The 6991-nt window shown below is 76.5% G+C and carries 7 protein-coding genes; 4 read left to right on the top strand and 3 right to left on the bottom strand.

Annotation, left to right across the window (positions count from 1 at the left end; genetic code table 11):
• Together E1283_RS28615 and E1283_RS28610 are read left to right on the top strand one after the other, a co-directional pair.
• The coding region (locus E1283_RS28615; RefSeq protein ID WP_207930562.1) for a DUF2264 domain-containing protein at positions 1-1831 on the top strand (1831 nt) is incomplete at its 5' end.
• A gap of 11 nt (positions 1832-1842) precedes the next feature.
• A complete protein-coding gene (locus tag E1283_RS28610) occupies positions 1843-2634 on the top strand; it encodes a phosphotransferase (RefSeq protein ID WP_132821065.1) in 792 nt (263 codons plus the stop codon).
• A 4-nt stretch (positions 2635-2638) separates the two neighbouring features.
• Here E1283_RS28610 and E1283_RS28605 read toward each other — a convergent pair whose 3' ends face one another.
• On the bottom strand, positions 2639-3595 hold the full coding sequence (locus E1283_RS28605) for a phosphotriesterase family protein (RefSeq protein ID WP_132821064.1): 957 nt from the start codon (positions 3593-3595) through the stop codon (positions 2639-2641).
• 96 nt (positions 3596-3691) lie between these two features.
• Here E1283_RS28605 and E1283_RS28600 point away from each other — a divergent pair, with 96 nt between their 5' ends.
• Positions 3692-4054: an ArsR/SmtB family transcription factor gene (locus E1283_RS28600; protein ID WP_132821063.1), complete on the top strand. Its 363-nt coding sequence runs from the start codon at positions 3692-3694 to the stop codon at positions 4052-4054.
• Here E1283_RS28600 and E1283_RS28595 read toward each other — a convergent pair.
• Positions 4042-4869, bottom strand: coding sequence for a putative RNA methyltransferase (locus E1283_RS28595; RefSeq protein WP_132821068.1), 828 nt, complete (start codon positions 4867-4869; stop codon positions 4042-4044). The two genes, E1283_RS28600 and E1283_RS28595, sit on opposite strands and share 13 nt — an antisense overlap.
• A gap of 296 nt (positions 4870-5165) precedes the next feature.
• Here E1283_RS28595 and E1283_RS28590 point away from each other — a divergent pair, with 296 nt between their 5' ends.
• Positions 5166-6077 (top strand): D-2-hydroxyacid dehydrogenase family protein, encoded by a 912-nt coding sequence (locus tag E1283_RS28590; protein ID WP_132821067.1) that lies wholly within the window; start codon positions 5166-5168, stop codon positions 6075-6077.
• An 85-nt stretch (positions 6078-6162) separates the two neighbouring features.
• Here the strand turns inward: E1283_RS28590 and E1283_RS28585 are convergent, their stop codons facing one another.
• A complete protein-coding gene (locus E1283_RS28585) occupies positions 6163-6852 on the bottom strand; it encodes a pyridoxine/pyridoxamine 5'-phosphate oxidase (protein ID WP_243745175.1) in 690 nt (229 codons plus the stop codon).
• Between the last annotated feature and the right edge of the window lie 139 nt (positions 6853-6991).

Here is a 6991-nt window from a genome sequence, read left to right as displayed (position 1 = left end):
CCCCGACCCCGAACTCTCCCCCCGCACCGGCTGGACCAGGGCGCACTGGGAGTGGGCGGCCGACGAACTGCTCACCGCCGTCCGGCCGTTCGCCAACGCCAGCGGCTCCCTCCTCCACCTGCCGGGGCCGGCCAGCGGCTCGGGCCAGCTGAGCGACGGATTCGAGGGCTACGCCCGGACGTTCCTGCTCGCCGCGTTCCGCGCCGCGCACGCCGAACCCGGGCACGCGGAGCGGATCCTCGCCCCCTACGCGACCGGCCTCGCCGCCGGCACCGACCCCGACGCGCCGGAGGAGCAGCGCTGGCCGCGGCCGAGCGAGGTCCGGCAGGCCAGGGTGGAGGCGGCCTCCGTCGCCCTCGCCCTGCACGAGACCCGCCCGCTGCTCTGGGACCGGCTGCCGGACCGGGTGCGACGGAACACCGTCGACTGGCTCTCCGAGCTGTCAGGCGTCGAGGTGCCCGCCAACAACTGGGTCTGGTTCCGGGCCGTGGTCGCCGCGTTCCTCGCCTCCGTCGACGCCCCGCACGCCGCCGGCGACATCGCGCACGCCGTCGAGGTCACCGACGGCTGGTACCGGGGCGACGGCTGGTACACGGACGGCGGCACCAGCTCGTTCGACCACTACAACGCCTGGGCGATGCACCTCTACCCGCTCTGGTACTGCCGGATCTCCGGCGACCGCGAGCCGCTCGACCGCTACCGCGAGCGGCTGCGGACCTTCCTCGACGACGCCGCGCACCTCGTCGGGGGCGACGGCGCGCCGCTCTTCCAGGGACGGTCGCTCACCTACCGGTTCGCCGCCGCCGCGCCCTTCCTCACCGGCGCACTCTTCGACGCCACCCCGCTGTCGCCCGGCCTCACCAGGCGGGCGGCCAGCGGCATGCTGCGGCACTTCCTCGACCGGGGCGCCACCGAGGAGAACGGCCTGCTCTCCCTCGGCTGGCACCGCCGCTTCGAGCCGGTCAGGCAGCACTACTCGGGCCCCGCCTCCCCCTACTGGGCCAGCAAGGGCTTCCTCGGCCTGCTGCTGCCGCCCGACCACCCGGTGTGGACCGCCACCGAGGAGCCGCTGCCGGTGGAACGCGGCGACTTCACCCGGACGTCGGCCGTGCCCGGCTGGCTGGTCAGCGGCACCGCGGCGGACGGCGTGGTCCGCGTCGTCAACCACGGCACGCTGCGCTCCCCGGCCGGCCGCGACCCGTTCTACGCCAGGATCGCCTACACCACCCACACCGGGCCCGAACTCGGCCCGCCCGACCAGGCGGCCGAGTACCGGCGCGACGGCGACGCCCGCCTCGGCGACCCGGGCCCCGACAACCAGGTGAGCCTGCTCGACGCGAACGGCGCCCCGGTGCCCCGCGCCGGCCTGGCGCCGGTGGCGCCGGACGGGCGGGTCGCCGCCTCCCGGCACGGGGCCCTCGCCGTGGTCTCGGCGGTGACCGGGCCGTGGGAGGTGCGGGTGGTGCGGCCCGACGAGGCGGCACGCGGCAGCCGGCTGCGGCTCGGCGGCCACGCGCTGGCCGCCGACGTCCCGCCGGCGGAGCCGCGCCCCGGCGTGGTCAGGCGCCAGGACGGGCTGACCAGCGCCCTGCTGGTGCTCCACCCGCCGGCCGAACCGCCGCCGGCCCACCGGGCGGAGGGCACCAATCCGTTCGGCGCGCACAGCGCCACCCCCTGGTTCGAGGCGCCGGCCGACGGCCCGCTCGCCGTCGCCGTCTTCCTCGGCCACACCGCGGACGGCACGCTCCCGCCGGCGCCCCGGTTCGACGCCGCCGGCGGCGAGGTGGTCTGGCCCGACGGCGCCCGGGACGGGGCCGCCCCTGCCGTGTGAGACTGCCCGGCATGCCATCCGCACCCGAAGAGGTACCGCTGACCGGCGGGAACGTCAGCGCCGGCGTGGTCCGCGTCGGCGACACCGTGCGTCGCCCCGCCGGTCCCCAGACGCCGGCCGTACACGCCCTGCTGCGCCACCTGCACGCGGTCGGCTACCACGCCGCGCCCCGCCCGCTCGGGATCGACGAACGGGGCCGCGAGGTGCTGACGTTCGCGCCCGGCACCATCCTCTGGCCCGACCGGATGGCGCTCCTCGATCCCGCCGACCGGCTGGCCGGGGCGGCCCGGCTGATCCGCGACTACCACGACGCCGTCGCCGACTTCACCCCGCCGCCGGACGCCCGGTGGCGGCCGGTGATGCCGGCCGACGGCGCCGACCTGATCGCCCACCACGACCTCGCCCCCTGGAACCTGGTGGTCGACGAGGCCGCCGGCTCCTGGATCCTCATCGACTGGGACGGCGCGGGCCCCGGCACCCGGCTGTGGGATCTGGCCTACGCGGCCCGCGGCTTCGTCCAGCTCACCGCCAACCCCGCCTACCGGCACCCGGATCCGCTGGCCGCCGCCCGGCTGCGGACCTTCGTCGACGCGTACGGCCTCGACGAGGCCGACCGGCGCGCCCTCGTCCCGCTGCTGGGCCGCCGCACCCGCGCCATGCACGACTTCCTCCGCGACCGGGCCGCCGAGGGCGTCGAACCGTGGACCACCCACTGGAACACCGGCCACGGCGACGCCTGGCTCGGCGACGCCGAATACATCGAGCGCCGCGTGGAGTTGTGGACGGCGGCGCTGCTGGACTAGGGCGTTACCGACTGCCCCAGCCGGCGGCGAACGCCCGTGCCGGGTTGTCGACGAAGACCGCGTGCGCCACCCGCTCGCCCAACTCCCGCTCCACCCGCGGCCGGAGCCCGGTCAGCAGGAACGGCATCCCGGGACCCTCGCCGCCGGCCGCAGCGGCCCTCGCCCGGGCCGTGGTGGTGTCGCCGCCGAGCAGCAGCCGGTCGGCGTGCCCGGCCTCGCAGAGCGCGGCCAGCGCGTCGAGCAGCCGCCAGTCGGTGGCGTGGTGGGTGCGCGACGGCCCGTCGAACGCCAGGAACGCGCCGGCCTCGGCGGCCTGCCGGTGCACCCGGGCGTCGGGGGAGCGGTTGAGGTGGCTGAGGATGACCCGCGCCGGCGGGACGTGCAGCTTCTCGCACAGCAGTGCCAGCACGTCCAGGGCCGCCGTGCCGCCCTCCAGGTGCACCCCGATGGGGGCGTCGGTCGCGTGGTGCGCCTCGGCGGCCGCCGTCATCACGGCGCGGGCGTGCGCGTCGAGGCCGTGGAAGGCCCCGGCCACCTTGATCAGGCCGGCCCGGGCCGTGCCGTTGGCGCCGTCGGGGTCGTCGTCGTTGCGCATTCCGCGGGTGAGCTCGTCGACGAACAGTTCCGCGAGCCGCCCGGCGACCCGCTCGGTCATCAACTCGCCCTCGTGCGCCACCTGGTGGAATCCGGTGGCGGCGACCAGGTGCACCCCGGCGGTTCGTGACACCTCGCCCAGCCGGCCGGCCCGCCGGCCCATACCGAACGGCGTCCACTGCGCGACCGCCCGCCCGCCGGCGTCGGCGAAGGCCCGCAACTCCGCGACGGCCGCCGGGAGATCGTCCAACTCCTGGCCCGGCAGCCGTGCCGAGCGGAGGAAGAGGTGGTCGTGCGCGTCGCAGACTCCCAGCTCACCGGGGGCGATGTCTCCCAGGACGGTGCGGATGGCGAGAGCGTCAGGCATAGCGGAATCGTAGCCGCCGCCCGCGATCTGCTACCGGGCGGTTGCGTCTCGTGGGTCCGTGGTGCAACCTGGCCCAAGGGCGAAAGGGGCGGAACCATGAGCGACACATCGAGCGACGTTCCGGACCGCGTCGAACGCGCCATCGGCTCCGTCCTCGTCGCGCTGGCCGATCCCACGCGCCGGCGGCTGCTCGACGCGCTCGCCGAGGCCGGCCAGGCCAGCGCCACCACGCTGGCCGGCCGCCTCCCGGTCTCCCGACAGGCCGTCGTCAAGCACCTCCAGGTGTTGCTCGACGCCGGCCTGGTCAGCGGCGGTCGCGCCGGCCGCGAGGTGCTCTACCGGGTGCGTCCGGCCCCGCTCGACGCGTCGGCGCGCTGGCTCGACGCGCTGTCGGCCTCCTGGCACCGGCGCCTCGCCGCCCCGAACCAGGCGCCCGAGCCCGGCCCTCAGGGCCGGTAGACGGCCACCCGCACCGAGACCGTGACCCGCGCCGGCGCCGGCAGCGCCGCCACCCGCCGCCCCAGCTCGTCCGGCGTCACGTGCCGCGCGGAAGGACCCATCGAGACCAGCTCCGTCGTCCCCTCCGCCGAGAGATCCACCGGATACTCGACCGGCGTCGCGGGGCCGGCCGCCGCGAACTCCCCGGCGAGCGCCCGCCGCACCCGTTCCTCCTTGGCCGCGTCCACCGACAACAGCCCGAGCGGGCCGCGCAGTTCCGCCAGGTGCCGCTCGGTGGGCGTGACCACCACCAGCGCGCCGCCCGGTCGCAACACCCGCCGGAACTCCGCGCCGTTGCGCGGCGCGAAGACGTTGAGCACGGCGTCCGCCGACGCGTCCGCGACCGGCAGCGAGCCCCAGACGTCGCAGGCCGCGGCGGCCATCCGGGCGTGGGCCCTGGCCGCGTGCCGCAGCGCGTGCTTGGAGGCGTCGAGCCCGAGCCCGACGGCCGCCGGCCGGGCGTCGAGCAGCGCGCCCAGGTAGTAGCCGGTGCCGGTCCCGGCGTCCACCACGGTCTCGGCGGACGGCGGGACCGCGTCGGTCACCGCCGCCGCGATCGGCGCGTAGTGCCCGGCCGCCAGGAAGTCGACCCTGGCCCGCACCATCTCGGCGCTGTCGGCGCCGGTCGGCGCCCCACCCCCGGCCAGCAGGCTCACATAGCCCTGCCGGGCGACGTCGAACGAGTGCCCCGCGGGGCACCGGAGGGCACGGTCGGCGGGCCGCAGCGACCCGCCGCAGATCGGACACCTGAGCATGGCCAGGGCGGCGTCGGGCATCGGGACGTTCATGGTGTTCGTGTTTCCTAGGTCGGTGCACGGCGGTCGGGGTGGGGACACCAGCGCGGCGGGACCGCCCCCTGCCGGGCGCCCACCGTCGTCTCACCGCTGCCTCAGAGGAAGGCCGGCGCGTTTCCGTCGCGTGCCATGCCCGGGATGTTACCCGTCCGCCCAGCTCACCACGGCGGCCGACCGCACGCCGGGTAGGGTGCGACCCGCCGGAAGGAGAACATGACGTGACCACCGAGAAGCTCCGCTGCGCCGTGCTCGACGACTACCAGGGCGTCGCGCTCACCATGGCCGACTGGTCGCCGCTCGCCGACGCCGTCGACGTCACCGTCGTGCGGGAGTACATCGCCGACCGCGACCGGCTCGTCGAGCTCGTCGGGGAGTGCGAGATCGTCGTCATCATGCGGGAACGCACGCCGTTCCCGGCCGAGTTGTTCGACCGGCTGCCCAGGCTGCGGCTGCTGGTCACCACCGGGATGCGCAACGCGTCCGTCGACCTGGCGGCGGCCGAACGGCACGGCGTCACCGTCTGCGGCACGTTCAGCCGCTCCCAGCCGACCGTCGAGCACACCTGGGCGCTGCTCCTCGGCCTGGCCCGCAACCTGCCCCGGGAGAACGCGGCCGTCCGCGACGGCGGCCCCTGGCAGTCCACCATCGGCGCCGACCTGCACGGCCGCCGCCTCGGCCTCGTCGGCCTCGGGAAGATCGGCTCCCGGGTGGCCGCGGTCGGCGCCGCGTTCGGCATGGACGTGGTGGCCTGGAGCCCCCACCTGACCGACGAACGGGCCGCCGCCGGCGGCGCCACCCGGGCCGCGAGCCTCGACGAACTGCTGGCCACCAGCGACTTCGTCTCCCTGCACCTGGTGTTGAGCGACCGCACCCGAGGCCTGCTCGGCGAGGCGGAACTGCGCCGGATGCGGCCCACCGCCCGCCTGGTCAACACCTCGCGCGCCGCCCTCGTCGACCAGACCGCGCTCGCCAGGGCCCTCCGCGAGGGCTGGATCGCGGGCGCCGCGGTCGACGTCTACGACGCCGAACCGCTCCCCGCCGACCACGAGTTCCGCACCCTGCCCGGGCTGCTCGCCACCCCGCACCTCGGCTATGTCACGGAGGCCACCTACCGGACGTTCTACGGCGAGGCCGTGGCCGACATCGTCGCCTTCCTCGCCGGCGAGCCGGTCCGCGTGCTGGGCGGCTAGGCCCCGCTGATCCGTCCCTACGACCGCACCCGCACCCGAAGTGATGGACGCGCTGACCCGCCTTTGACCTGGGGCGCGAGCGGGCTCACGGCCAGAGCAGCCCGCGCCGCCAACCCCCGTCCGCGTCCCGGCGGTACCGCAGCCGGACGTGCCGCCGCCCCGCGTCGCCCTGCCAGAACTCGGCCTCGTCGGCCCACAGCACGTACACCGTGTGCCCCGGCGGCACGGCGTCCGGCTCGGCCGCCAGCCGGCGCTCGGCCGCGTCGGCCGCGTCGGTCCACTCCCCGAGCGAGCCCAACGGCTCGCTCTGCCGCGCCACCAGGCCGGCCACCCGGGAGCGGGGCGAGCGGGCGTGGAACTCGGCCGCCGAGACGTCGGGCGGCGCCGTCGCGACCCGGCCGCGCAGCCGCACCTGCCGCCCCCGCGCCGGCCAGTAGTACGTCATCGCCGCCACCGGTCTGGCCGCCAGCTGCGCGCCCTTCGGGCTCGTGGCGTCGGTGGCGAACACCCAACCGCCGCCGTCGACATCGACGTTCCGCAGCGCCAGCACCCGCGCGTCCGGCGCCCCGTCCGCGTCCACCGTGGCGAGCGTGACGGCGTGCGGGTCGGGTACCCCGGCCGCGACGGCCTCCGCCAGCCACCGCGCGAACAGTTCGCCCGGCGCCCCGGGCGCCGCGCCGGCGTCGAACGCCGGCAACTCCCGTGCCATCAACGGTGTCCCGGCCAACAACCGCCCCACCTCGCCGGGGCCCGCCGGCCACGCCATGCCCGTCATCCTCGGCTCCCTCGCCTCGCCCTTCCCGCCGCGCCACATGATGGCCCAGCCCCCGCACACTTCGCGCACAGCGCGCCGTCCCCGAAATGGCGGGAACAGGTGCGGTGGCGGGTGCGAATCCACGGGAACGCTTCCAGGG

This window comes from Streptomyces hainanensis (assembly GCF_004348415.1).
Taxonomy (GTDB): domain Bacteria; phylum Actinomycetota; class Actinomycetes; order Streptomycetales; family Streptomycetaceae; genus Streptomyces; species Streptomyces hainanensis.
Note: the sequence above shows the minus strand (reverse complement) of the source record. Positions and strands in the feature narration are given on the sequence as shown.